Annotated in this window: 26 protein-coding genes; 15 read left to right on the forward strand and 11 right to left on the reverse strand. The window is 75.3% G+C overall.

Features of this window, described 5'->3' with window-relative positions:
• Positions 1–79 precede the first annotated feature (79 nt).
• Positions 80–538 carry a nuclear transport factor 2 family protein gene (locus tag ACQP04_RS21695; RefSeq protein WP_433502388.1) on the forward strand — a complete coding sequence of 153 codons (459 nt, stop codon included), beginning with the start codon at positions 80–82 and terminating at the stop codon, positions 536–538.
• Positions 539–544: 6 nt separating this feature from the next.
• On the opposite strand, the gene ACQP04_RS21700 is transcribed toward ACQP04_RS21695, so the two are convergent.
• A complete protein-coding gene (locus ACQP04_RS21700; protein WP_433502389.1) occupies positions 545–1,033 on the reverse strand; it encodes a MarR family winged helix-turn-helix transcriptional regulator in 489 nt (162 codons plus the stop codon).
• A gap of 94 nt (positions 1,034–1,127) precedes the next feature.
• On the opposite strand from ACQP04_RS21700, the gene ACQP04_RS21705 reads away from it, so the two are divergent.
• From ACQP04_RS21705 to ACQP04_RS21715, 3 genes are read left to right on the forward strand one after another with little or no spacing between them, the layout of a single operon-like run.
• On the forward strand, positions 1,128–1,772 hold the full coding sequence (locus tag ACQP04_RS21705) for an FMN-dependent NADH-azoreductase (protein WP_433502390.1): 645 nt from the start codon (positions 1,128–1,130) through the stop codon (positions 1,770–1,772).
• Between the two features lie 31 nt (positions 1,773–1,803).
• Complete coding sequence (locus ACQP04_RS21710; protein WP_433502391.1) at positions 1,804–2,583, forward strand: ATP-binding cassette domain-containing protein; 780 nt, start codon at positions 1,804–1,806, stop codon at positions 2,581–2,583.
• Entirely contained in the window at positions 2,580–3,227 is a 648-nt protein-coding gene (locus ACQP04_RS21715) for a hypothetical protein (protein WP_433502392.1), read from the forward strand. Before ACQP04_RS21710 ends, ACQP04_RS21715 begins: the two co-directional genes overlap by 4 nt.
• Before the next feature lie 3 nt (positions 3,228–3,230).
• Here ACQP04_RS21715 and ACQP04_RS21720 read toward each other — a convergent pair whose 3' ends face one another.
• Positions 3,231–4,706 carry a class I adenylate-forming enzyme family protein gene (locus ACQP04_RS21720; RefSeq protein WP_433502393.1) on the reverse strand — a complete coding sequence of 492 codons (1,476 nt, stop codon included), beginning with the start codon at positions 4,704–4,706 and terminating at the stop codon, positions 3,231–3,233.
• Between the two features lie 212 nt (positions 4,707–4,918).
• Between ACQP04_RS21720 and ACQP04_RS21725 the strand changes: the two genes are divergently transcribed.
• From ACQP04_RS21725 to ACQP04_RS21750, 6 genes are all read left to right on the forward strand, one after another.
• On the forward strand, positions 4,919–6,118 hold the full coding sequence (locus ACQP04_RS21725) for an alpha/beta hydrolase family protein (RefSeq protein ID WP_433502394.1): 1,200 nt from the start codon (positions 4,919–4,921) through the stop codon (positions 6,116–6,118).
• Positions 6,119–6,221: 103 nt separating this feature from the next.
• The gene (locus ACQP04_RS21730; RefSeq protein ID WP_433502395.1) at positions 6,222–7,070 is read left to right on the forward strand and encodes a PrsW family intramembrane metalloprotease; all 849 of its coding nucleotides are present in this window, start codon (positions 6,222–6,224) and stop codon (positions 7,068–7,070) included.
• 25 nt (positions 7,071–7,095) lie between these two features.
• The gene (locus ACQP04_RS21735) at positions 7,096–7,875 is read left to right on the forward strand and encodes an IclR family transcriptional regulator (protein ID WP_433502396.1); all 780 of its coding nucleotides are present in this window, start codon (positions 7,096–7,098) and stop codon (positions 7,873–7,875) included.
• Between the two features lie 129 nt (positions 7,876–8,004).
• Positions 8,005–8,943 (forward strand): PDR/VanB family oxidoreductase, encoded by a 939-nt coding sequence (locus ACQP04_RS21740; RefSeq protein WP_433508415.1) that lies wholly within the window; start codon positions 8,005–8,007, stop codon positions 8,941–8,943.
• 29 nt (positions 8,944–8,972) lie between these two features.
• Complete coding sequence (locus ACQP04_RS21745) at positions 8,973–10,190, forward strand: cytochrome P450 (RefSeq protein WP_433502397.1); 1,218 nt, start codon at positions 8,973–8,975, stop codon at positions 10,188–10,190.
• A gap of 29 nt (positions 10,191–10,219) precedes the next feature.
• A complete protein-coding gene (locus tag ACQP04_RS21750) occupies positions 10,220–10,705 on the forward strand; it encodes a nuclear transport factor 2 family protein (protein ID WP_433502398.1) in 486 nt (161 codons plus the stop codon).
• On the opposite strand, the gene ACQP04_RS21755 is transcribed toward ACQP04_RS21750, so the two are convergent.
• Both ACQP04_RS21755 and ACQP04_RS21760 read right to left on the reverse strand, forming a co-directional pair.
• Positions 10,706–11,437, reverse strand: coding sequence for a helix-turn-helix domain-containing protein (locus ACQP04_RS21755; protein ID WP_433502399.1), 732 nt, complete (start codon positions 11,435–11,437; stop codon positions 10,706–10,708). It abuts the gene before it with no gap.
• A gap of 58 nt (positions 11,438–11,495) precedes the next feature.
• Complete coding sequence (locus ACQP04_RS21760; RefSeq protein ID WP_433502400.1) at positions 11,496–11,993, reverse strand: pyridoxamine 5'-phosphate oxidase family protein; 498 nt, start codon at positions 11,991–11,993, stop codon at positions 11,496–11,498.
• A 50-nt stretch (positions 11,994–12,043) separates the two neighbouring features.
• Here ACQP04_RS21760 and ACQP04_RS21765 point away from each other — a divergent pair, with 50 nt between their 5' ends.
• A complete protein-coding gene (locus tag ACQP04_RS21765; RefSeq protein ID WP_433502401.1) occupies positions 12,044–12,505 on the forward strand; it encodes a MarR family winged helix-turn-helix transcriptional regulator in 462 nt (153 codons plus the stop codon).
• A 4-nt stretch (positions 12,506–12,509) separates the two neighbouring features.
• On the opposite strand, the gene ACQP04_RS21770 is transcribed toward ACQP04_RS21765, so the two are convergent.
• Entirely contained in the window at positions 12,510–12,878 is a 369-nt protein-coding gene (locus ACQP04_RS21770; protein WP_433502402.1) for a hypothetical protein, read from the reverse strand.
• On the reverse strand, positions 12,875–13,306 hold the full coding sequence (locus ACQP04_RS21775; protein ID WP_433502403.1) for a MaoC family dehydratase: 432 nt from the start codon (positions 13,304–13,306) through the stop codon (positions 12,875–12,877). The genes ACQP04_RS21770 and ACQP04_RS21775 overlap by 4 nt, the downstream gene beginning before the upstream one ends.
• Positions 13,307–13,536: 230 nt before the next feature.
• Between ACQP04_RS21775 and ACQP04_RS21780 the strand changes: the two genes are divergently transcribed.
• Entirely contained in the window at positions 13,537–14,769 is a 1,233-nt protein-coding gene (locus ACQP04_RS21780) for an NAD(P)-binding domain-containing protein (RefSeq protein WP_433502404.1), read from the forward strand.
• 544 nt (positions 14,770–15,313) lie between these two features.
• Complete coding sequence (locus ACQP04_RS21785) at positions 15,314–15,445, forward strand: hypothetical protein (protein WP_433502405.1); 132 nt, start codon at positions 15,314–15,316, stop codon at positions 15,443–15,445.
• Between the two features lie 981 nt (positions 15,446–16,426).
• Here ACQP04_RS21785 and ACQP04_RS21790 read toward each other — a convergent pair.
• From ACQP04_RS21790 to ACQP04_RS21800, 3 genes are all read right to left on the reverse strand, one after another.
• Positions 16,427–16,786, reverse strand: coding sequence for a hypothetical protein (locus ACQP04_RS21790; protein WP_433502406.1), 360 nt, complete (start codon positions 16,784–16,786; stop codon positions 16,427–16,429).
• Positions 16,783–17,892 (reverse strand): NAD(P)/FAD-dependent oxidoreductase, encoded by a 1,110-nt coding sequence (locus ACQP04_RS21795; RefSeq protein WP_433502407.1) that lies wholly within the window; start codon positions 17,890–17,892, stop codon positions 16,783–16,785. The genes ACQP04_RS21790 and ACQP04_RS21795 overlap by 4 nt, the downstream gene beginning before the upstream one ends.
• 65 nt (positions 17,893–17,957) lie before the next feature.
• Complete coding sequence (locus tag ACQP04_RS21800) at positions 17,958–18,533, reverse strand: OsmC family protein (RefSeq protein WP_433502408.1); 576 nt, start codon at positions 18,531–18,533, stop codon at positions 17,958–17,960.
• Between the two features lie 244 nt (positions 18,534–18,777).
• Between ACQP04_RS21800 and ACQP04_RS21805 the strand changes: the two genes are divergently transcribed.
• Positions 18,778–19,032: a hypothetical protein gene (locus ACQP04_RS21805; protein WP_433502409.1), complete on the forward strand. Its 255-nt coding sequence runs from the start codon at positions 18,778–18,780 to the stop codon at positions 19,030–19,032.
• A 12-nt stretch (positions 19,033–19,044) separates the two neighbouring features.
• On the opposite strand, the gene ACQP04_RS21810 is transcribed toward ACQP04_RS21805, so the two are convergent.
• Positions 19,045–21,609: an ATP-binding protein gene (locus ACQP04_RS21810; protein ID WP_433502410.1), complete on the reverse strand. Its 2,565-nt coding sequence runs from the start codon at positions 21,607–21,609 to the stop codon at positions 19,045–19,047.
• 119 nt (positions 21,610–21,728) lie between these two features.
• On the opposite strand from ACQP04_RS21810, the gene ACQP04_RS21815 reads away from it, so the two are divergent.
• Positions 21,729–22,136, forward strand: coding sequence for an ester cyclase (locus tag ACQP04_RS21815; protein WP_433502411.1), 408 nt, complete (start codon positions 21,729–21,731; stop codon positions 22,134–22,136).
• A 10-nt stretch (positions 22,137–22,146) separates the two neighbouring features.
• Here the strand turns inward: ACQP04_RS21815 and ACQP04_RS21820 are convergent, their stop codons facing one another.
• Positions 22,147–22,707 carry a GNAT family N-acetyltransferase gene (locus tag ACQP04_RS21820; RefSeq protein ID WP_433502412.1) on the reverse strand — a complete coding sequence of 187 codons (561 nt, stop codon included), beginning with the start codon at positions 22,705–22,707 and terminating at the stop codon, positions 22,147–22,149.
• Positions 22,708–22,734 lie beyond the last annotated feature (27 nt).

Here is a 22,734-nt window from a genome sequence, read left to right on the forward strand (position 1 = left end):
GACCGGCATTGATCGGAGAACGCCTGTTCTCTACGGTCCGGGAGAACGCACGTTCTCAACCCCGTCAGGAGACGACGCCGTGGCCGACCGACCGCCCCTCCCCCCGTTCACCCTCGAGACCGCACGGAAGAAGGTCCAGGCCGCCGAGGACGCCTGGAACACCTGCGACCCGGAGAAGGTGTCGCTCGCCTACAGCGAGGACTCCGTGTGGCGCAACCGCGACCGCTTCGTCCGCGGCCGTGCGGAGATCGTCGCCTTCCTCACGGAGAAGTGGGAGCGCGAGCTCGACTACGCGCTGCGGAAGTCGCTGTGGACCTTCGCCGGCAACCGCATCGCCGTCCGCTTCCAGTACGAGTGCCACGACGCCGCCGGCACCTGGTACCGCAGCTACGGCAACGAGAACTGGGAGTTCGACGAGCACGGGCTGATGGTCCGCCGCGAGGCCAGCATCAACGACCTCGTGATCGACGAGTCCGAGCGGCGGATCTTCGGGCCGCGCGGCGAGGCCGACCGCGACCTGGAGATCCCGTTGCAGTAGCGCCGGTCAGCAGCCGTCCGTCGCGGTGATCTCCTCGGCGACCTGGCAGGCGGAGGCGCCGTCGTGCCCGGTGCCGGTGGCAAGGCGGCGCAGGAGCTCCCGGAGCGTGTCCCGCTCGGCCGGCTCGAGCGGGGCGAGGAGCCGCTCCTCGGCCTCGCGGAGCCTGCGGTCGAGGTCGCAGAGCCGCTCGCGGCCGGCCGGCGTGAGGACGATCCGGCGGGCCCGCCGGTCCGCCGGGTCCGGACGGCGCTCGACCAGGCCGGCGCCCTCCAGCTCGTCGAGCAGGTAGGTCATCACGGTCCGGTCGACGCCGAGCATGCGGGCGATGGCGAGCTGGGTGCTGACCTCGCCGTCGTTCGCGGCGGCCAGCACCTGGTAGCCGCGCGGGCCGCCGGGCAGCCCGGAGACCACCTCCTGCGCCGTGTGCAGGTGCGCGCGGGTGACCCGGCCCAGCGCCCAGCCGAGGTCGGCGTCGACGCGCTGCGGGGTGGTCACGCCGTCGAGACTACCGTCACGAGGCGCTCTGTTGACAAGATAATCTGTTATACAGAACATCTATCGACCGCGTTTTCTCTTCCCGGAGGTTCCCGTGTCCCTGTTCCGCCTCGACAGCAGCATCCGCACCGAGGGCTCGGTGAGCCGCGAGGTCGCCGACACCCTCGAGCGGGCCTACCTCGACCAGCACCCGGGCGGCACCGTCGTGCGCCGCGACCTCGTCGCCGACCCGATCCCCGTCGACGCGTGGCCGACCGCCGCGCTGGCCGGCTTCACCCCGGAAGACCAGCGCACGGACGCCCAGCGGGAGGCCCTCGGGCTGGCCGCCCGGCTGGCCGACGAGGTGCTCCGTGCCGACGCCGTCGTCCTCGCGACGCCGCTCTACAACTTCGGGGTGTCCCAGCACCTCAAGGCATGGATCGACCTGCTCATCACCGACCCGCGTTTCGCGCCCGGCACCGCGCCGCTGGCGGGCCGGTCCGTCGCGCTGGTCGTCGCGCGCGGCGGCGGCTACGGCGCCGGCACGCCCCGCGAGGGCTGGGACCACGCCACGGGCTGGATCGTCCGGATCCTCGCCGACGTCTGGGGTGCCGACGTCACGCTCATCGAGGCCGAGCTGACCCTGGCCGACGTGCAGCCCGCGATGGCCGAGCTCCGCCCCCTCGCCGCCCAGGTCCGGGCGCAGGCCCACGAGCGGGCCGAGACCGTCGGCAAGGACTTCGGCCGGACCGCCGCCTGAGGCTCCCGGCCCCCGTGGAAACCTGACACCCGTGCTGCGGGTGGAGGGGGTCCACAAGCGATACCGGCACGGCCCGCCGGTCCTGGCCGGTGTCGATCTCGCCCTCGGGCCCGGCGCACCGGTGGTGCTCGCCGGCGGCAACGGGTCCGGCAAGTCGACGCTGCTGCGCATCGTGGCCGGCTGTGCCGTCCCCACCGCGGGCCGGGTGACCGGGCGTCCGGCGGTCGTCGGGTACCTCCCGGACCGCTTCCCGGCCCAGCTGCGCCTGCCCGCCGACGCCTACCTGCGCCACCTCGCGCGGATCCGGGGCGTCGGGCCCGAGCCGGGCCTGCTCGACCGCCTCGGGTTCGCCGGGCCGCGCCGCGAGCCGATGGCCCGGCTGTCGAAGGGCAACGCGCAGAAGGTCGGGCTCGCACAGGCGCTCGGCGCCGGAGCGGGCCTGATCGTGCTCGACGAGCCGTGGGCCGGCCTCGACGCGGCGGCGGCGGACACCCTCGCCGACCTGCTCGCCGAGGCGGCGGCCGAGGCGACGGTGCTGGTCACCGACCACACCGGGCGGGCCGCGCGCCTCCGCGGCGCCCGGCACCTGCGGCTGGCCGGGGGACGGGTCGGCGAGGCCCCGCCTCCCCCGCCGGCCGTCGCGATCGTGCTGCGATGCCCCGACGCCGAGCAGGTCCGGCGCCGGCTCGGGCCGGCGGGGCGGCTCGAGGGCGGGCGGCTGCACCTGCGCGCCGCGCCCGCCGAGTCCGACGCCGTGCTGTTCACGGCGCTGCAGCTGGGGTGCTCGGTCGAGTCGGTGGGGCCGGCGTGACCGCCGTCGCCGTGGCCCGCTACCTGCTGGCCGACGCCGTGCGGTCGCAGCGCGTGGTGCTCCCCGTCGTGCTGCAGGTGGCGGTGCTCGCGGTGCTGTTCGGTGGCGATCCCGGCCGGCTGCCGGAGCCGTGGGGTGCCTCGGTGATCACGCTCTACCCGGTCGCGGCCTGGCTCGCGCTCACCGTCGCGCACACCGAGGACCCGGTGCAGCGGGGCGTCACGGTCGCCGCGGCCGGCGGGTTCGGGCCTGTCGCGGCCGGAACACTGCTGGTCGCACTGGCCGGGGACGTCGGGCTCGCCGTGCTCGGCGTGGTGTGGCCGCTGGTCACGACCCCGTACTCCGCGTCGCCCGCGGTCGTCGTCGCCGGGCTGCTGGCGCACCTCGCGGCCGGGGCGACGGGCACGGCCGTCGGTCTGCTGTGCGCGCGGCCGTGGATCCGCCGGATCGGCCGGTCGTTGCTGGTCGGGGCGGTCGTGGTGATCGCGACCGCCGTGCAGCCCTGGCTGCCGCCGGTCGGCAGCGCCGTGCGCGCCCTGGAGCGCGGGGCGGGGCCGGGCGCGTTCGTGCTCCCCGTCCTTCTCGCGCTGGGCCTGGCCGTGCTGGTCGCCTGGGCGGGCGTCGTGCGGGCCCGGCGGGAGTGAGCGCTACACGCGGCCGCTCAGCGCCGCTGCCCGGATCGCCGGCCGGTTCGGCTTGCCCTGCTCGGTGAGCGGGACACGGTCGACGGGCAGCACGCGCAGGGACGCCGCCACCTCCGGCCCGTGCTCGGCGGCCACCGCGTCGCGGCACTCCTCGGCGTCGACGGTGCCGCCCGGCCAGGCCTCCACCGCGGCGATGCGCACGCCCTCCTCCAGGTCCGCCACCAGCACCGCGTACCGCACGGACGGCAGCCGGCACAGCGTGTCCTGCAGGTCCACCGTGGTGACCGCACCCAGCGCGCCGATGTCGGTCTCGCGGCCGAGGACGCGCAGCATGCCCTCGGCGTCGAGCTCGCCGAGGTCCCCGGTGCGGTACCAGCCGTCGACGAAGTGCTCGGCCTCCTCCACCGGGCGGTGCCGGTAGCCCTGGGCCATGGCCGGCGACCGCACCTCGATCGCCCCCGCCCGCGGGTCGAGGGCGCCGCCCGCGCCGCGGAACCGGACGTCGACGCCCGGGAAGATCCGCCCGGCGCAGCGGAAGCGGGAGGGCCGGTCGTGCTCGGCGGGCAGCAGCGCGCTGACGATCCCGATCTCGCTGGCCCCGTAGGTGTGCATGATCACCGGGCCCAGCCGGTCGTGGGCGGGGATCCGGAGCACGGGCGCGGCCATCGCCCCGATGTGGGTCAGCGCGCGCAGCGAGCTCAGGTCGTGCTCGGCGAGCTCGGGGCGGTCCATGAGGTCGAACAGCTGCGGCTCGACCAGGAACAGGTGCGTGATCCGCTCCTTCTCGATCGTCTCGAGGGTGGCGAGCGGCTCGTAGTGGTCCTGCAGCACCACGCTGCCGCCGGCGAGCAGGGTCTGGTCGACCAGGATCTGGGTGAGGTAGGCCAGCCTGCCGTTGGCCAGCTGGCGGCGCCCGGGGGCGGGCGCGACCGCGGTCATGGCGCTGTAGTGGGTGAAGTCGCGCCGGCTGCCCTTCGGCACGCCGGTCGTCCCGCCGGAGGAGATCACCACGGCGAGGTCCTCGGGACGGGCGCGGCAGGGCAGCGGGCCGGCGTCCTCGGCGGCCGCCAGCTCGTCGAGCCGCTGGTCGACGCCGGGCACCGGGCCGACCGCGCCCACCGGGGCGGTGACGCCCGCGGGCAGCAGCTCCGCCGTCTCCGGGAAGACCACGACGAGCCGCGGGTCGAACTGGGCGATCATCCGGGCGCGGCGGTCGGGGTCCGGCGGCACCGACAGGAACACCGCGCCGGCCCCGATCAGGTGCGCGGCGTACCGCACGGCCAGCGCCTCCGGCCGGTTCGGGGCGAGCAGCGCGACGAGGTCGCCGCGGCCGACGCCGAGCCCGTCGAGCGCCCGGGCGGTCCGCCGGATGGCGGCCAGCAGCTCGGAGCCGGTGGTGTCGACCCCGTCGCAGCGCAGCACGGGCCGCTCCCCTGCCGCCTCCAGCGTGGTGACCAGGTCCTCGATGTAGACGTGCACGACGCTTCCTCTCCCCGTGTCCGTGTCGGTGCCGGGCCGACCCTCCCGGGGTGCGCTCCAACTCCGCTCCAGCCGCTGCTCGACGACCGTTGGACCGCGGTTACAGGCGCGCGGGCGAGCGTGGGGACACTCGGTCGGACGGCGCGGCACGTAGCGGCGGGCGGTACGGCACCGAGCAGGACACCGGACGCACGACCAGTCGAGGAGCTCCCGTGCACGCCTTCTACAAGGACGCCGACTTCCAGTTCGCCGTCGAGAACCTGCTCGGCCGCGCCTTCCACCGGGCCACCGACGTGGGCGAGGTGCTGGCGACGATCGACCGCATCCCGAACGGCGACGCCGCGGCCTGGGTCGCGCAGTGGACCGCCACGGCCGACCGGGTCGTCGAGCAGGCCCGCACGGCGGAGGCCGCCGGACACGCCCGCTCCGCCGCCGCCCGGTACCTGCGGGCCGCGACCTACTACGCCGAGGCCGCCAACATGGCCGGCGATCCCGGCTTCGCCCAGCTGTGGGAGCGCCACCGCGACGCCTGGGACCGGTTCGTCGACCTCACGAACGGCATCGGGGACGTCGCCGTCGAGCGCCTCGCGATCCCCTACGAGGACACCACCCTGCCCGGGTACGTCTTCCGCTCCGGCCCCGCCGACGGCCCCCGCCGCACCCTCGTCTTCACCAACGGCAGCGACGGCTCCGTCGTCGGTGTGTGGACGCGCGCCGCGGCCGCCGCGCTCGAGTGCGGGTGGACCGTGGTCACCTACGACGGCCCGGGGCAGAACGCGGCGCTGGTCCGGCAGGGCATCCCGTTCCGTCCCGACTGGGAGCACGTCCTGACGCCCGTGGTCGACCACCTCGTCGCGCGGCCGGACGTCGATCCCGCCCGGATCGCGGTGGCGGGCGTGAGCCAGGGCGGCTTCTGGGTGCCGCGCGCCGTCGCGTACGAGCACCGCATCGCCGCGGCCGTGGCCGACCCCGGCGTCGTCGACGTCTCCACCACGATGCTCGCCCAGCTGGGGCACTCGATGGTGAAGCTCCTCGACGCCGGCGAGCGGGAGAAGTTCGACCGGGACATGGCCTGGGCGCTGAAGCTCTCCGCCCGCACCCGCCGGGTGCTGCAGTGGCGGATGCGCCCCTACGGCGTCACCTCGCCCTTCGACTTCTTCACCGCGGCCCGCGCGTACACGCTGACCGACGCCGAGCTGGCCGCGATCACCTGCCCGATGCTGGTCACCGACCCCGAGCACGAGCAGTTCTGGCCCGGCCAGTCCGCACGCATGGCCGAGGCCCTGACCTGCGACATCACGCTGATGCCGTTCACCGCCGCCGAGGGTGCCGACGGGCACTGCGAGCCCCTCGCCGCCGGCCTACGGGACGAGCGGGTCCTCGACTGGCTCGACGAGCACGTCCCCGCTTGACCCGTCCGGCCTGGAGACGGATCGGAAGACGGCCGGGCGACCGTCTCCGCTGCATCCCCGTCGAACCCCTTCGAACGCCCCTGCGAGGAGAATCGTGATACCCGTGACCACCGACGACGCCGCCCGGCGCCCCAGCGGCGTGGCTTCCGCGCCCCCGTCCTTCGCCCGCCGGCACGCCTGGATCGGGGTGCTCGTGGTCGGCGCCGTGCTGTTCCTCGCGGTCGAGCGGACCATGGTCGCCACCGGCGACCCGAACTTCGTGCCCTCGTCGATCCTGCTCGGCGCCGCGATCGTCCCGGCCGCGTTCCTGACCTTCGTCTACGGCCGCCGGCTTCCCTACGACGTCCCGGCCCCGGTCGTCGCGACCGCCGCCTTCCTCGGCGGCGTGATCGGCACCGTCGTCGCCGGCACCCTGGAGTACGACGCCCAGCGCGACCTCGGCTTCCTGCCGATGGCCGCCGTCGGGCTGATCGAGGAGACCAGCAAGCTGCTGATCCCGCTCGCCGTGCTGATCTTCTTCCGCCGCTACCGCACCGCGGCCGACGGGCTGCTCGTCGGCGTCGCCGCGGGCGCGGGCTTCGCCGCCCTGGAGACGATGGGCTACGCCTTCGTGACCCTGCTGCAGTCGAAGGGCAGCCTCATCGCGACCGTCGACGTGCTGCTCCTGCGCGGGATCATGAGTCCGGCCGGGCACATGGCGTGGACCGGCATCGCGGCGGCCGCACTGTTCGCCGCAGCGGAGTCGCACTGGCGGGGTCGCGCGATCGGCCGGTTCATCGCGGCGTACCTGCTGGCCGTCGCGCTGCACACCCTGTGGGACAGCCAGTCCTCGCTGATCGGGACGGCGATCGTGGCGATCGTGAGCCTCGCGGCCCTCGGCTGGACGGTCCACCGGGTCGCGCGCAGTGCCGGCGTGCCCGGTCGGCACGGCCGGCGGGCCGCCGTCCGATGAGCGGAGGGGTGGCAGGCTGGGCGGCATGCCACGGGTGGCGACCGGGGAGTCCGTGCTCTCCCGCGCGGTACGGATCTTCGAGGCGTTCGGGGCGGCGCAGCCGGACCTGACCGTCACGGAGATCGCGCGGCGGTCGGGGCTGCACGTCGCCACCGCGTCCCGGCTGGTCGCCGAGCTCGTCGAGCACGGGCTGCTCGCCCGGCGGCCGGACGGCCGGGTCCGGATCGGGGTGCGGCTGTGGGAGCTGGCCCAGCGGGCCTCCCCCACCCTGTCGCTGCGCGAGGCCGCGATGCCGTTCCTGGAGGACCTGCACGCCGTCGTCGGGCACCACGTGCAGGTCGGCGTCCTCGACGGGGACGAGGTGCTGTTCCTCGAGCGGCTGTCCGCCCCCGGCGCGGTGATCAACTACACCCGGATCGCCGGCCGGCTTCCGCTGCACGCCTCGTCGTCGGGGCTGGTGCTCACCGCGTTCGGGCCGCGTGAGCTGCAGGAACGCGTGCTCGCCGGACCACGGGAGCGGTACACCGCCGAGACCCTCACCGACGCGGGCCGGCTGCGGGCCGTCCTCGCCGCGATCCGGCGTGACGGGCACGTGATCACGCCCGGGCACATCCATCCCGACGCGACCGGGACCGCCGTGCCCGTGCGCGACGCCGGCGGCGAGGTCGTGGCCGCGCTGTCGGCGATCGTGCCGAACGACGGCCAGGCCTTCACCGTCGTCGCCGTGCTGAAGGCCGCGGCACGGGGCATCGAGCGGGCACTGGCACCTGACCAGCGCGAACGGAGAACCTCTCTCAATCATTGAGAACGGCCTTCTGCGCGGCGGGACGGGGTCCGCATCCTCTGTCCACCCGATCCCACCGCCGGAGGACCGCCCGTGATCACCGCCGATCGCCCGCCCGTCGCCCCCGAACCGTCCGTCCCGAGCACCGCCGTGGCGGCGACGGTCCGGGTCGCCGCCAAGCGCGTCGAGGCCGACGGCGTGGTGTCCCTGGAGCTCGTGGCCCCCGACGGCGCGCGGCTGCCGGACTGGACCCCGGGCGCCCACGTCGACCTGGTCCTGCCGGACGGGACGACGCGCCAGTACTCGCTGTGCGGGGACCGGTGGGACGCCCACCGCTACCGCGTCGGGGTGCTGCGCGAGCCCGCCGGCCGCGGCGGCTCCGCCTACGTCCACGACCGCCTGGCCGTGGGCGACGCGGTCGGTCTCGGCGGCCCGCGCAACAACTTCCCGCTCGTGCCCGCGGAGCGGTACCTGTTCGTGGGCGGCGGCATCGGGATCACCCCGCTGCTGCCGATGATCCGCCAGGCCGCGCTGCTCGGGGCGGACTGGGAGCTGCTCTACGGCGGCCGGACGCGCGCGTCGATGGCGTTCGTCGGGGAGCTGGCGGAGCACGGCGAGCGGGTCCGGATCGTGCCGCAGGACGAGCACGGCCTGCTGGACCTGCGCGGCTTCCTCGGCGATCCCGACCCCGGCACGCGGGTCTACGCCTGCGGCCCCGCGCCGATGCTCGCCGCGCTGGCCGACGCGACCGCCGCGTGGCCGACCCATACGGTCCGGACCGAGCGGTTCGTGGCCCGGGAGCTCGGCACGCCCGCCCGGGACACGGCGTTCGAGGTCGAGCTCGCACGTAGCGGCCGGACCGTCACGGTCCCGCCCGGGCGGTCCGTGCTCGCCGCGATCGCGGACGCCGGCGTGGAGGTCCTCTCGTCCTGTCGGCAGGGCACCTGCGGGACCTGCGAGACCGGGGTGCTCGCCGGCGAGCCCGACCACCGCGACTCGATCCTCGACGACGACGAGCGCGCCGCCGGCGACTGCCTGTTCCCGTGCGTCTCCCGGGCCCGCAGCGACCGCCTCGTCCTCGACCTCTGACGCCCACCCTCCACCACCAGGAGCCCGCCGTGACGCTCACCGCCGAGCCCGCCCACGACCTCCCCACCAGCGACGTCGACCCGTTCGGGCCGGAGGTCCTGGAGGACCCGCTGCCCTTCCACGCCGCCCTGCGCGAGGCCGGCCCGGTCGTCCACCTGCGCCGCTACGACGTGTTCGCGTTCGCCCGCTACGAGCAGGTCCGCGCCGCCCTCGTCGACTGGCAGGGGTTCCAGTCCGCCGCCGGCGTCGGGCTGTCGAACTTCCGGCACGAGAAGCCGTGGCGCCCGCCGAGCCTGCTGCTCGAGGCCGACCCGCCGCGGCACGACGCGCCCCGCCGGGTGCTGCAGAAGATCCTCGGCCCGCGGGCGCTGCGGAAGCTGCACGAGGCCTGGCTCGCCGACGCCGACCGGCTCGTCGCCGAGGTCCTCGACGCGCAGGGCCCGGAGTTCGACGCCGTCCCGCACCTCACCGAGGCCTTCCCGCTGCGGGTGTTCCCCGACGCCGTCGGCATCCCGCAGGAGGGCCGCGAGCACCTGCTGCCCTACGGCGACCATGCGTTCAACGCCTTCGGCCCGGCCAACGCGCTGGTGGAGACGGGGGCGCCGCGGGTCGGCGAGCTGTCGGCGTGGGTCGCCGCGCAGTGCGCGCGCGAGGTCCTCGCCCCGGAGGGGTTCGGCGCGGACATCTGGGCCGCGTCCGACCGCGGGGACATCACCCCCGAGCAGGCGCCGCTCGTCGTCCGCTCCCTGCTCACCGCGGGGGTGGACACCACCGTGCACGGCCTGTCCGCGGTGCTGTGCACCTTCGCGACCCACCCCGAGCAGTGGCGCCGGCTGCGGGAGGAGCCGGGCCTGGCCCGGGTCGCCTTCGACGAGGCGGTGCGCTGGGAGTCCCCGGTGCAGACCTTCTTCCGCACCGCGACCCGGGACGTCGCGATCGGCGGGCACGTGATCCCCGACGGCCACAAGATCCTCATGTTCCTGGGCGCCGCCAACCGCGACCCGGCCCGCTGGGGTCCCGACGCCGACGCGTTCGACCTGGCCCGGGACCCGTCCGGGCACGTCGGGTTCGGGATGGGCATCCACCAGTGCGTCGGGCAGCACGTGGCCCGGCTCGAGGCGGAGGCCCTGCTCACCGCCCTGGCCCGGCGGGTGGAGACGATCGAGCTCGCGGGCCCGCCACGGCGCCACCTCAACAACACCCTGCGCGCCTGGGAGGCTCTCCCCCTGCGGCTGCGCCCGGCCTGAGCGCGCCACCTCGAGCGGAGGAGGGACCCGTGCCCGATGAGGCCGAGTGGACCGCGCTGATCACCCGCTACTACGACGGGTGCAGCGCGGGCGACGTCGACGCGATGCTCGCGACCCTGCACCGCGACGTCGTGCACTGGTTCCTGGCCCCGAACACCGGCTCGACGGCGGTCGCGGGCGCGGAGCACCTCGCCCGGTACTGGCGCAAGGTCACCCGCATGCTGCAGGCGCGCTGGGTCGTCGACGGCATCTGCGCCACGCGCGAGCAGGCGGTCATCGAGTGGACCATGTTCTGGCTGCCCGAGGGCGCGGCCGCCCGCGTCGCCACCCGCGGGGCCGAGTGGTTCACGGCCGAGGACGGGCTGATCCGGGAGATCCGCTCCTACTACCAGCTGCGGCCCGAGACCACGGAGCTCAACGGGTTCCCCTACGCCGAGCGCGGCTACTCCGTGCCCGGTGCGGAGCGCAGCCTCGTCCACCCGGGCGCCGAGGATCACGGGCCGGGCGGTCGGTGATCAGCGCCGGGCCGCGGGAAGCACGCCCACGGCGATGGCGAGGAGCATCGCGGCGGTGTCGGCGGCGTCCTCGTCGGGGTGGGTGAAGCAGCGCAGGAACAGCAGGAAGGTCAGCTGCTCGGCCAGGTCCACGGGGTCGCGCTGGTGGCCCAGCTCGCCGCTGCGCTGCGCGGCGTCGAGCAGGACCGCGATCGGTTCGGGAACGGGCGTGCCGAGGCGGGGGTCCTCCGGGTCCGGCGCCGACGGCCGGCGCTGCACCCGGGCGGTGTAGTCCTGGACCGCGCAGGCGAAGGCCGCGGTGAGCGCCTGCTGCCGCCGGGCGACCCGGCTGATCCGCCGCAGGTGGGCGGCGAGCGCCGCGGTTCGGGCCCCCGGCAGCGGAGGCCCCCCGCCTGCGGTCTCGCCCTCGGGCTCGGCCTCCTCCTCGGGCTCGGCGTCGAGGCCCTCCTGCCACGCCACGGCGTAGGCGGCGCCGATCAGTGCGTGTTTGGTGGAGAAGTGGTTGTAGGCGGTGGCGGGGCTGACCCCGGCGACCCGCGCGACGTCCTCCACCCGCGTCTCCACCCAGCCCTGGTCGGCGAAGACGTCGCGAGCCGCGGTCAGCAGCGCGGTGCGGGTGCGGGCGCGGCGCGCCAGGGCGGTGCGCCGACGCGAGTCCCGCCGGGCCTGCGAGTCGCCGGCCCGGGCCCGGGCGCCCTCGTCCCGCCCCTCCGGACGTTCGCTCGTCGCCATCCGCGTGCCCTTCCGCTCCCCGCAGGAAGACGCTCGGCACGGAACTAGCCGTGTTACATCAGAGGTGACACCTGTCACTCACCGCGGCACCGAGACTCCGGACGGTGGGCCTCGCGCCCGCGGCGAGATCCTCGGCGCGTCCCCACCGCAACCGCCACGGCCGCAGCACGACGATCCCGGCGTCGGGCGAGGTGAGACCGCCGGCGAACATCGCGGCCGGGTCGAACCCGACGGGCGGGTCCGGCTCGGTGAACAGGTGCCAGGAGCGGGCCGGCTCCGGGTCCCACTCCGCGTGGCACTCGGCGACCGCGACGTCGTGCTGCTGGTCCCAGTACGAGCACGAGGCGTAGGGGTGGACGGCGAGGTGGGCGGACTTCGGCGACGAGCGCCGGCTCGTCACCCGCCCGACCAGGCTCCCGTCGGCCTCGACCGTCCACAGCGGGTGCACCACCCGGGAGCGGGGGCGGCCGCGGGCGTCGACGGTCGCGAGCGTGCACCAGACGATGCGGTGGGCGATCGCGACGAACTCGGCGAACTCGGACGCCGTGGTGGACATGCCGACCACGGTAGATGCACAACCATGGTTGCACAACTAGGGTTGTTCGCATGGAGATCGACCTCGTCACGGCGGTGCACCTCGCGGGCCTCGCCCTGAACGCCGAGGCGCTGCGCCGGGTGCACGCCGCCGGGCACCCGGAGATCCGGGTGTCGCACGGATTCGTCGTCCAGCACGTCGTCGAGGGGCCGCGGCCGATCGGCGAGATCGCCGAGCGGATGGGGGTCACGCAGCAGGCGGCGTCGAAGGCCGTCGCCGAGCTCGAACGGCTCGGCTACCTGGAGCGGACGTCCGATCCGCGGGACGCGCGAGTCCGGCTCGTGCGGCTGTCGGCGCGCGGCACGGCGGTCGTCGAGGACACCCGGCGGATCCGCGCGGAGATGGAGGAGGAGTTGGCCGACGTCCTCGGCGCCGGTCGCGCCGCCGCGCTGCGGTCCGCGGCCCAGGAGGCCCTGGACTGGGCGGGCGGCGGGGAGGCCGTCCGGGCCCGCCGGGTCCGCGCCCTCTCGTGAACCGTCACGGTCGACGGAAGTAGCCGGGCAGCGCGAACCGAGCCACGAGGTACCGCTCCCCCGCCTCGTCGACGGCCCGCGCCAGCCCCTCGGGCGTGCGCTCGGTGGCCTCGGCGATCGTGGCGGCGCTGGACGTGGCGGTCTGCTCCACGGCGGTGGCCGTCGAGGGCGTGCCGCCGAGGAAGTCGGTGTACCGGTCCATCGCCCAGGCCACGTGCACCGCCCCGTCGCGCACCGACCAGTCCCCGACGGCGGGCGGGTCGCCCGGGCCGATCCGGCGGACCGGCACGGCGAACCGGGCGGCGGCCTCGCGGGCCTGGCCGGCGACGACGTCCCGGTCCGGGACGAGCGCGGCCACCGGGTCGGCGGTCACAACGGCTCGGTGTAGCAGACGGCCTTGCCCTCGACGGCCACCACGCCGTCGTCGCGGGTCACCCGGACGTCGAGGGCGGTGATCGGCTTGTCCTCGCGGGCGGAGGTGACCTCGACCGTCCCGGTGATCACGTCGCCGGGCCGGACGGGGGCCTTGAACCCCAGGTCGAGCTGCAGGAACACGCTCCCGGGACCGGGCAGGTCCTCCGCGACGACGGCGTTCAGCAGCGCCGTGGTGACCCCGCCCTGCACCACGATCCCGCCGAAGCGGGTCGCGGCGGCGCGCTCCTCGTCGTAGTGCAGCGGGTTGCGGTCCCCGGAGATCTCGGTGAACAGCGTGATGTCGCGGCGGGTCACGAGCCGGGAGCGGCTCGCGGTCGTGCCGACGCGGGGCACGGTCCGCTGGGCGGTGTCGCGGGTGTCGGTCATGTCGGGCTCCCGGAGGTGGTGTCGGGGTGGTGCTCGGTCGGGATCGACGCTAGGAGCGCGGCGCCGCCCCGCCATCGGTGTCGGCTACCCATCTCGCGGGCCCACCTGCCCACCCTCCGCCCCCGCGCCACATGGGTCATCGTCCGCCGGAGATGGGCACTCGCCACCGATGGCCCGCGGGCCCCCGCTCCCTAGCGTCGTCACCACACCGGATCCCCCAGGAGGGCACCATGATCGAGACCGTGACCGGGACCGTCGTCGTCGGCGCCGGGCAGGCGGGACTCGCGATGAGCCGCTGCCTCACCGACCGCGGCCTGCCGCACGTCGTGCTGGAACGCGCCGGGATCGCCGACAGCTGGCACAGCCGCCGCTGGGACTCGTTCCGGCTGCTCAGCCCCAACTGGCAGACCCGGCTACCGGGCTGGCACTACGCGGGCGCCGATCCGGGCGGCTTCATGACCGGCACGGAAGTGGCCCGGTACCTGCAGGACTACGCCTGGTCGTTCGACGCGCCGGTGCGCACCGGGGTGGACGTCCGGCGGTTGTACCGGGTCGCCGGTGGCTGGCGGCTCACGACGAGCGCGGGCCGGTTTCTCGCGCGGAGCGTCGTCGTCGCGACCGGGGACCTGGCGCGCCCGCGGATCCCCGCGGTGGCGGCGGACCTCCCGGCACGGATCCACCAGCTGCACACCGCCGACTACCGCAACCCCGACCAGCTGCCGCCCGGCGCGGTGCTGGTGGTCGGCGCCGGGCCCTCCGGGCAGCAGATCGCCCTCGAGCTGGCCCGGGCCGGCCGGACCGTGCACCTCGCCGTCGGGCGGCACAAGGCGCTGCCCCGCCGCTACCGCGGGCACGACGCCTACTGCTGGATGGAGCGGCTCGGCATGCTGGACCGCACGGTCGACACCCTGCCCGGCCCGCCCGGACGCACCCCCAACGCCGTGCTGGCCGGCGGGACCCGGGACCTCGACGTCCCGCGACTGGCCGGCGAGGGCGTCGTCGTGCACGGGCGGCTGCTGGGCTGCGCGGACGGCCGGTTCCGGTTCGGCGACGACGACCTGGCCGCCGTGGTCGCCGACGCCGCGGCCAACGCGACCCGCTTCCGACGCGCGGTCGACGAGTTCGTCACGCGGACGGGAATGGACGTGCCGGTCGAGTCTGCACCTCCGGCCGCTTCCGCGCAGGCCGGCACGGCGCCGGCGCTGGACGGGATCGCCGCCGTGGTGTGGGCGACCGGGTTCGGCCGCGACCACGGCTGGATCGAGGCGCCGGTGTCCGGCATGGACGGGGAGATCGTCCACTCACGCGGCGTCACCGCTGCCGCCGGGCTCTACGTGCTCGGCCTGCGCTGGCAGTACCGCCGCTCCTCGAGCTTCCTCGACGGCGTCGGCGCCGACGCGCAGTACCTGGCGGAGGTGATCGCCGAGCGGGCCGCGGAGCGCCCCACCGCCCTCGCCGCCTGACCACCGACCCGGACGCCCCGCCAGGTGCGTGGCGTCCGGCGTTCTCGGGGTGCCCGTGATAGCTGGGTGGAGGCGGTGGCAGCAGGTTGACCCGCTCGTCCTCGTTGGTGAAATGCCGCCGACGCCCGCGTGATCGCTGTCTACGTGCGACAGCAGCGGCCCGGCCACTCGCAGGCGCACCCCGACGGTGATCACGAGATGCAGCCCGCGTGGTCGGCACTTGCGTGCGGAGGCGGCGGTCCGACCAGCCGCACGTGCACCCCAACGGCGGTCACAAGTTGCAGCCCGCGTCCGTGATCGGCACTTGCGTGCGGAGGCGGCGGTACGACCAGCCGCACGAGCACTCCAACGGCGGTCACAAGTTGCAGCCCGCGTCCGTGATCGGCACTTGCGTGCGGAGGCGGCGGTCCGAACCAGCCGCACGAGCACTCCAACGGCGATCACAAGTTGCAGCCCGCGTCCGTGATCGGCACTTGCGTGCGGTGGCGGCGGTCCTCTGAGCCCTGGGCGCACGTCTTCGACGATCACGAGAACGAGCTTGCTGGTGCGCGCCGCGCTAGTCGGGCCGCCCACCAACGTCCTCGCGCCCACGATCGGCGTTCGGGTGCAGCGGCGGCGGCTCGACCAGCCGCAGGTGCACGCCATCAGCGACCATCGGCTGCCGTCGGCGCCCTGATGTGGTGCAGCCAGCGCCGTGATCAGAGCTTGCGTGCGGTGGTGGCGGTCAGGAGTGCTTTCAGTGCACATCGCCGACGATCACGGAGCCGAGCTGCTGGTGCACGCCCCACGTGTCGGTGCACATCACGCCCCTCCGCGCCCCTCCGCCCGTGATCGGCGTTCGTGTGCAGCGACGGCAGTTCAACCAGCCGCACGTGCACGTCATCAGCGATCACCCGCTGCTGTCGGCGCACTGAGAGGTGCGGCCGGCGCCGTGATCAGTGCCCCGTGCGATGGTGGCGATCGAGCGAGCCCTCGGCGCACGCTCCCGGCGACCATGAAGACGGGCTACAGGTGCGCGCCCCATCTGTCGGTGCGGCACATCAACGCCCCTCCGCCCCGTGATCGGCATTTGCGTGCGGCGGCGGCGGTTCGACCAGCCGCACGCGCCCGCCATCGGCAATCACCAGCTGCTGTCGGCGCAGTCACGAGGTGCAGCCGGCGCCGTGATCAGCGCTTCGGTGCCGTGATGGCGGTCCAGGGAGCCCTGAGTGCACATCACTGGCGATCATGGAAACGGAGCGTGCGTGCGCTCCCGAGGACAGTCCGCACGTGATCACTACGCGCCGCCACCCGGACGTCCGTCCATGATCGGTGTCTGCCTGCGGTAGCGGCGGTTCGACCAGCCGCATCTGCACTTCAATGGCGATCACAAAGGTGCTGCCGGCGCTCGTGATCGGTGCTTGAGTGCGGTGGTGGCGAGCTCACTAGCCCTCCGCGCATACTTCCGCCGATCATGGAAGCCAGGTGCAGGTGCACGCCGGGCTGCTTGACGCCGCACACTGCCGATCCTCCGCCCGGTGATCGGCGTTTGCGTGCCGTTGTGGCAGTGCCACGAGCCCTGTGTGCACCGCAATCGCGATCACTCGCCGAGAGTGGCGCGAGACCCCCTACACCACCGATCGCCGCCCCGGTACCCGGGACGGCGATCGGGCGGAACTCAGGCGGCCTCGGCAAGAGGAACGTCGACCAGCAGCTCCGGGCCGGAGGTGTGCACCTCGAAGCCCGCGCGGGCGAGGAGGAACTGCAGCGGCTCGTGCACTTCGTCACTGGTGTGGAGCGGGAGGGCGGCCCGCAGAGTGCCGTCGGGGCCGAAGCAGGTCTCGTCGGTGCGGAGCCAGAAGGCGTAGGACCCGAGGGCTTCGGGCGCCCGCGTCCACAGGTCCACGAGCAGGCGCTCCCGGGCCTCGTCGGCGGTGCCCGGCAGCGACTCCTCCGCGGCCACGCCGTACCGGACGAGCTCGGTGAGGGCGAGCAGCAACCGATCCCGGTCGCTCACCACCCCGACCATGCCGATCATGCTGCCACCTCCCCCACCGCGTCCCGCTCGTCGAGCCGGCGCAGGAGGCGCACCTCGGGCCGCATCGCCGCACTCTCGGCGAGCAGCAGCGCGCGGATCTCCCGCAGGTCCCAGCGGTACCCCGCGATCTCCTCGGCCACCGAGAAGAGCAGCCGGGACACGTGGTCGCGGGTGCGGCCGTAGTCGAGCTCGCCCAGGACGGAGCGGGTGAGCAGCTCGGCGTCGCGCAGCGCGTCGGTGATCCCGTGCGCGGTGAGCGGGTCCTTGAAGTACCCGGCGTCGCCGACCAGCGCCCAGCCGGGCCCGGTCGGCGTGCGCAGCACCGCGGGTGCGCCGGGGAACCCCCGCAGCGGACCCTGCCGCTCCCCCAGCGCGACGCCCGCGGCCCGGCCGAACACGTCGTCGAACAGCACGTCGAGCCCGCGGGGCCGGCCCGCGGCGAACTCGGCCGGCGGCATCCCGGCCCACACGCAGGCCAGGCCGTCGTTGGTCGGGATGATCCCGGCGGTCGCCCCGGGGACGTAGAACCACTCGTACCCGGTGGCCGGCGCCGGGAAGTACCCGTAGACGATCGCGCTCGCGGCCCGGCCGCGGCGCACGGTCCCGGCGCCGACCAGCGTCGCCATGGTCGAGCGGGCCCCGTCGGCACCGACGGTCAGCGGGGCGCGGGCGCGCAGCGTCCCCCCGCCGCGCACCCGCGCCTCGATGCCGGACACGCGGTCGTCGCGCCGGAGCAGGCCGGTCACGTCCACCCCGAGCCGCACGGTCGCACCGGCCGCCTGCGCGGCGTCGAGCAGCGCCGCGTCGAGCACGGTCCGGCGCGGCGCGTAGAGCGGCGCGGACATCTCGACGACCTCGGACTCAGGTCCGTAGTGGAAGGTCGTGGTGGCGACCGGCGGCGTCCCGGCCGCGACGACCGCGTCGAGCAGGCCCCAGCGTTCGAGCTGGACCACCCCGCCGCGCATCAGCGCGTGGGTGGAGAGGGTGTCCCGGGTGGGGTCGGCGCGGTCGACGAGCAGGACGTCGAGCCCGGCCCGGGCCAGCAGCATCGCGGTCGCGGAGCCGGCGCACCGGGCGCCCACGACGATCGCGTCGTACGAGTCCATGACGGACCTCCGGGATGACGGGCAGGTGGCCGGGCGACCCCTCGGCGCGCCCGGCCACCTGCAGCTCAGGCGGTGACGACCTCGAGGTCGACCGGGACGCCGTTGGTCACCGAGTCGAACACCACGGACCGGTCGCGACCCCGCTCGACGACCTGGCGCAGCTTCTCCGGCGGCGCGTCGCCCGCGATGGTCACGGTCATCCGGATCCGCTCGAAGCCGTTGCGGTAGTCCTCGGTGTTGACGCCCATCGCGCCCTGCACGTCGAGGTCGCCCTCGAGCATGGAGGACACCGAGGTCAGCCGTACGCCGCGGGCGGCGGCGGAGTAGACCAGCGAGGTCGTGACGCACGCGGCGAGGGCGTGCAGCAGGAACTCGGCCGGGTTGGGGCCGGTGTCGGTGCCCAGCAGGATCGCGGGCTCGCCGGCGTCGAGGGTGAAGGCCTCGGTGCGCGAGGTGTCCTCGGCGCAGGCGGCGTAGAAGCCCTTGATCGTCGAGCGGTTGTGCGCGCCGTCGATCCAGGTGTTGGTGGCGCGGAACCGGAACTGCGCGATCTCCGGCTGGGCCTTGATGGCGTCGAGCGTGGCGAACATGGTCGCGGTGTCGACGCCGTTGCGGACGGTGTCGGTGACGGTCTGGCTCATGGGGTGCTCCTCGGTGCTGGTCTCGCGGCCGGCGGTCCGGCCCGACGGGACACACCGTGCCCGGGAGCGGCGGGTCGGCCCATCGGCGAGAGCCACCCATCTCGGCCGGGCACCTACCCATGCCCGTGCGGGTGGGCATGGGTAGGTGCCCGAGATGGGTGTCCGTCACCGATGAGAGCGGCACCCCCGCGGACGGACGATTCCGGCGTTCCGATCCGAGGAGACGAGACACGGAGGACGAGACATGACCGCCATGACCCCCGCCGAGGCGTCCCACCTGCGCCGTGCGGCGGCGCGCGCCCTGCGCACCCATCCCGGCCCGATCGGCGAGCTGCTGCACCGTGAGCTGCTGGCCTGGCAGGACTTCGGGCACCGCTTCGGCGGCGGGCGGCTCTCGATGCGGGTGGCCGACGAGATCCTCGCCGCCCCGCTGCCCCCCGGCGCGCAGCCCGACTGGGCTCCGGGTCTCCGCGCGGTCAAGGCGGGCGACGCGGCATGAGCGATCAGCCGCTCAGTCCGGCACCTCCAGCGCGGCCAGCGCCCTCGCCGCGTCCCGGCGGGAGGCGACGCCCAGCTTCTGCAGCACCGCCGAGACGTGGTGGTCGACGGTCCGCACCGACAGCACGAGGGTCGCCGCGATCTCGGGGTTGGTCCGCCCGGCGGCGACCAGCCGGAGGATCTCCAGCTGGCGGTCGGTGAGGCCGGCCGGGTTCTCGCGCGTGGCCTGCTGGGGTCCGCGCGGGACCCGGTGCACGCCCATTCCGCGCAGCCGGGCGCGGACGAGCGCGGCGGCCGGCCGGGCGCCGAGGGCGTCGAGCACCGCGAGGCCCTCGAGGGTGGGGGCGGGCTCGCCCGACGCGGTCAGTTCGAGCGCCCGCTCGTACGGGGCGCCGATGTGCTCCCATGCGGCCGCCGCCGCCCGCCAGTCGCCGCGGAGCCCGGCGGCGTACTCCTCGGGGCACCCGGGGAAGGGGGCGACCGCGTCGCCCAGCCGGTGCAGCCAGCGCAGGAGCTCGCCCCGCTCCCGCTCACGGCCGGAGCCCTCGGTCCGCGCGAGCAGGGCGCGGGCATGGTCGGCGAGGGAGTCCTGCCCGGTCAGCCACGCCTGCTCGGCCTCCGCGACGGCCGTGGCGACCATCGCGGGCAGGGTGCGGGCGCTCTCGGCGTTCGCCCAGGCCGTCGCCAACAGCTCGGGCGCCTCGGCGCTGCCCTGCCGCACGGCGATCTGGGCCAGCGTGGGCAGGGCCTGCCGGGCGACCATCCCGCCGCCCTCGACGTCGTCGAGCCCCCACCGCAGCTCCGCGTCGGCCTCGGCCCAGTTCCCCCGCAGCGCCGTGAGCCGGGCGCCGAAGGAGCGCACCACGCGGTCGTGCGTGGTGTGCTCGGTGACGTCCGTCTGGCGCCGGTTCACCTCGAGCACCTCCTCCAGCTCGGCGTACCGGGCATAGCGCCAGAGGAGCGAGGCGAGGTTCGTGTGGCCCATGACGACGTCGTCGAGCCGGCCGAGCTCCTCCGCGAGGGCGGTCCCGGCCAGCACGTCCTCGCGGCCGCCGGCGTCGCCGAGCTGCCACCGCGCGCGGCCCCGGTAGATCAGGCCGGTGGGCCGCAGCGGGGCCAGGCCGAGCCGCCCGCCGAGGGTGAGGGCCTCGTCCGCGGCCTCCAGCCCCTCGCGCTCGCGGTCCAGGTTCACCAGGATCACGGCGCGGTAGGTCAGGGCGAAGGCCAGCGCGAACGAGTCTCCCCCGGGGCGCAGCGACGCGACGGCCCGGTCGACCGACCGCAGCCCGTCGTCGATCTGCAGGGCGGCCCACTGCTGCAGCGCCAGGGTGCTCAGCGCCTGCCCGAGCGCGGCGGGGTCGCCGAGCTGTTCGCGCAGCGCGACGGCCTCGGTGCCCGCGCGGACCGCGCCCGGCCGGTCGTTGCCGTGGAAGTGCGTCCAGGCGAGGTCCTCCAGCAGCGCGGCCCGCTCGGCGTCGGGGAGCGCGGTGCGCAGGGCCTGCTCGTACAGCGCGGCGGCCTGGCGGTGCGCGCCGGCGGCGGCCGCCTGCCGCGCGGCGGCGGGCGCGTACTCGGCCAGCGCGGCGTCGTCGCCCGCGCCGGCGGCGTGGTGCACGACGCGGGCGAGGTCCGGCTCGTCGTCGGTCAGCAGGGCCCGCAGGACGGCGGAGTGCAGGGCCATCCGCCGCGTCGCGGGGAGGGAGCCCTCGACCGCGCGGCGCGCGAGCTCGTGTCGGAAGGTCACCGCACCCGGGTGCACCTCGAGGATTCCCGCGCGCTCGGCGGGGGCGAGCACCGACAGGTCGCCGAGCAGGGCCCTGGCCAGCGGCAGCCCCGCCCCCGAGGGGACGACGGCGAGCTGCTCCAGGGCCGCGAGTGCGTCCGGCGGCAGGCCCCGGGCGCGGGCCAGCACGGCGTCGACGACGGTGGCGGGCACCGCGTCCGGCCCGGCCGCGACGGCCTCGGTGACGAAGAACGGGTTGCCGCCGGTGAGCCGGTACAGCGCGGCCGAGGTCGCGGTCGTACCGCCGGCGAGCGTCGCCACTGCACCCCGGGAGAGGCCGGTCAGCGGGAGCCGGCGTGAGCGGGGCAGGGCCCCGAGGACCGGGCGCAACGGGTGGTCGGGGCCCAGCTCGTCGTCGCGGTAGGTCAGCACGAGCATCGCGGGCAGGTCCGCGATCCGCCGCCCGACGTGGCGCAGGACGTCGAGCGTGGGCTCGTCGGCCCAGTGCACGTCCTCGACCACCAGCACCGCCGGGGACGCGTCCGATGCGAGCAGGTCGAGCACCGCGTCGTAGACCGCGTCCCGGTCGCCCCCGGCCAGGGCCGTCGCCAGCGGGCCGTCCTTCGGCGCGGCGTCGCGCAGCGGGCCGAGCGTGCGCGGCGAGAGCAGGTCGTCGCAGGCGCCGAGGAAGGCGCGGGCCCGCCCGGTCAGGCGGCGGCGGAAGGCCCGGACCACACTCGTCTTGCCGATGCCGGCCTCGCCGTGCACGAACACGACCTCGCCCGCACCGTCGGCCGCCGCGGACAGCGCGGCCTCCAGCTCCGCGAGCTCCCGCTCGCGCTCGAGCAGCTCCATCCCCCGATCGTGGCAGCGGATCCCGGCGACCCCATCGCCCGAACTGGGCATCTCCTACCGATCCGCGCAGCTCTCGTGACGAGCAGCATCTCCTCATCAGCCGAACCGAGGAGGACCCCGTGACCGTCGACCGCCTGCTCGCCCTCTGGGCCGTCCCGCCGGACACCCGGCCCGATCCCGAGGCCGACTTCGCCGCCGTCTACACCGATCCCGTGCTGGTCAACGGCATGTCGATCACCGTCGCCGAGATGGTGGACCGCGCCCGCGCGCTGCACGCGGCCTTCACCGGGCACGAGCGCGAGGTGCTGGAGGTGGTGGAGACGCCCGGCAAGCTCGCCGTGGCGTTCCGGCTCGTCGCCGACCACACCGGTCCGTGGTCGACCGCGGTCGGGGAGCTCGCCCCGACCGGGAAGCGACTCTCCCTGACCGTGGTCGACGTCCTCACCCTCGGCCCGGACGGCCGGATCGCGGCGATCGTGATGGTCGCCGACGAGCTCGGCCGCCTGCGTCAGGCCGGTGCCCTCTGACCGCGACGGGTCACAGGGTCGTCGCGGCGGCGTCGTCGGGCAGCAGGGAGTACATGACGACGTCGATCCGGCGCCCGCGCACCACGAGGCGGCGCCGCAGCGTGCCCTCCGCGGTGAAGCCGGCGGCCTCGGCCACCCGCCGCGACCCGGTGTTGGTCGGTTCCACCTCGAGCTCGACGCGGGCGACCCCGACCTCCCGCAGGCACCAGCGCGCGAGCGTGCGCAGGGCGTCGCGGGCCAGCCCCCGGCCGCGGGCCGCGGCCGCGAGCCAGTAGCCGATGTTCGCCGTCCCGCCGCGGACCCCGTGCGCGCCGATGCTGCCCACCGGCTCGCCGGTCGCGGGGTCGACGATCGCGAACACCGCGTCGCCCTGCTCCCAGGCCTGTGGGGCGAACCTCGTGACGTAGCCGACGGCGTCGTCGTGGGAGTAGGGCGACGGCACCGTGGTCCAGCGCTGGATCTCGGCGTCCTGGCACGCGGCGAAGACCGCCTCGGCGTCGTCGGCCGTCCAGGGGCGCAGCTTGACCCGCGCCCCGGTCAGCACCGGCTGGGTCTCCCGGACCGTCGTCATCCCGCCACTGTCCCGGCCCACCCGGCC

This window comes from Pseudonocardia halophobica (assembly GCF_050948485.1).
In the GTDB taxonomy this organism is placed as follows: Bacteria; Actinomycetota; Actinomycetes; order Mycobacteriales; family Pseudonocardiaceae; genus Pseudonocardia; species Pseudonocardia halophobica.